We start from the raw sequence: 1378 nt of genomic DNA on the forward strand, positions 1-1378 counted from the left end.
TGCCGCCGCCGAAAGCCTGCGGCTCGATCCGCGCCGTACCGCGTCCGCGTTGTTCGCGGAAAGCGGTGCGACGCGGCCGATGAGCGGGCTGATGCGCGGAACCGCGTGACGCGCGGCGTTGCCGCTTCGGCACCCAATCCATCCACTACACAACAGGGAGAATCCAGGATGATCAAGATCCGATCCGTTTCGCTCGCCATGCTGCTGACGGCCAGTGCGGCGTTGATGTCCGCATGCGTGGTCGAACCCGTGCGGCCGCCGCAGCCGGCGCCTGTCGTCGAGGTGCCGCCTCCGATGCCTGCGCCGGGCTATCGCTGGGCGAAGGGCCATTACCGGTGGGCCGGCAATCACTGGGCGTGGGTGCCCGGGCACTGGGTGGGCGTGTACTGATCGTGACGTGGCGTGAGGCGAGTGTGCCGGGATGCGGGGCAGCGGATTGAAATGCGACGCGCGTTGACCTAAGCTCCCGGATCGCGGCGACGGGCATGCCCGTTCGCCCGTCCAGGCGAGCCGATCCTCGGCCGCCGCGTTCATCGTTACGGCACCCACATGAAAGCATGGCTCGTTGCGCTGGCCGTCGCGGCCGGCATGACCGGCGCGCACGCCGCGTCGTTCAACTGCGCGAAGGCATCCACGTTCGTGGAGCGCGAAATCTGCGCGAATCCGACGTTGTCGCGTCTCGACGATGCGCTCAACGCGGATTACCAGCACATGCTCTACGATTTCAGCAACTATCCGGTCGAAGATCCGCCCGAGTACGAGCAGTTCATGGCGACGCAGAAGGCATGGCTGAAGGCGCGGAACCGCTGCACGACGACGCAGTGCCTGATCGACAGTTACCGCAAGCGCATCGACGTGATGTGCGGGCAGATCGACTGGCAGGTGCAAGGCGACCGTGCGAAATGCCGCAGCAATGGCGGCCTGGGCGGGCTCGAACTTGAGCACTGAGCACTGAGCACTGAGCGCGGACGTCGACGTGGGCGTGGACGTGGACGCGAGCGCGAACGCGTTGCGCGAGCCGCGACCCGTCAGATCGGTGCGTGCCTACCACCCGATCCGGTGCTTCTCCTCCGTCTCGCGATGCCGCCAGTCGTCGTCCGCGTGCAGGTACTGGCTCGTCGTCGTCAGCGACACGTGGCCGAGGTTGTCGCGCACGAGCCGCAGGTCGACGTGGCCGTCGGCCATATGCGAGCCCGCGCTGTGGCGCAGCCAGTGCGCGGACGCCTGTTCGAGCACGCGCGCCTGCTGTTCGCCGGCTTCGCCGTTCGCGCGCAGCCGGTCGGCCGCGTGCTGGAACACCTGCTTCACGATCCGGTGCAGCGCCGCGCGCGTAAGCGGCTTGCGCGCCTGGCCGACTGGCAGCACGAGCGGCGTGGGC

Annotated in this window: 3 protein-coding genes; 2 read left to right on the plus strand and 1 reads right to left on the minus strand. The window is 68.1% G+C overall.

Annotation, left to right across the window (positions count from 1 at the left end; all coding sequences use genetic code 11):
* Window positions 1–171 precede the first annotated feature (171 nt).
* Both G3N93_RS39705 and G3N93_RS39710 read left to right on the plus strand, forming a co-directional pair.
* Window positions 172–390 carry a YXWGXW repeat-containing protein gene (locus tag G3N93_RS39705; RefSeq protein WP_174987121.1) on the plus strand — a complete coding sequence of 73 codons (219 nt, stop codon included), beginning with the start codon at window positions 172–174 and terminating at the stop codon, window positions 388–390.
* Between the two features lie 159 nt (window positions 391–549).
* A complete protein-coding gene (locus tag G3N93_RS39710; protein WP_174944177.1) occupies window positions 550–948 on the plus strand; it encodes a lysozyme inhibitor LprI family protein in 399 nt (132 codons plus the stop codon).
* A gap of 96 nt (window positions 949–1044) precedes the next feature.
* Here the strand turns inward: G3N93_RS39710 and G3N93_RS39715 are convergent.
* Window positions 1045–1378, minus strand: a 334-nt coding sequence (locus G3N93_RS39715; RefSeq protein WP_206135493.1) for a tyrosine-type recombinase/integrase, incomplete at its 5' end; no start/stop codon positions are given.

Source organism: Burkholderia sp. Se-20378, assembly GCF_017104665.1.
In the GTDB taxonomy this organism is placed as follows: domain Bacteria; phylum Pseudomonadota; class Gammaproteobacteria; order Burkholderiales; family Burkholderiaceae; genus Burkholderia; species Burkholderia lata.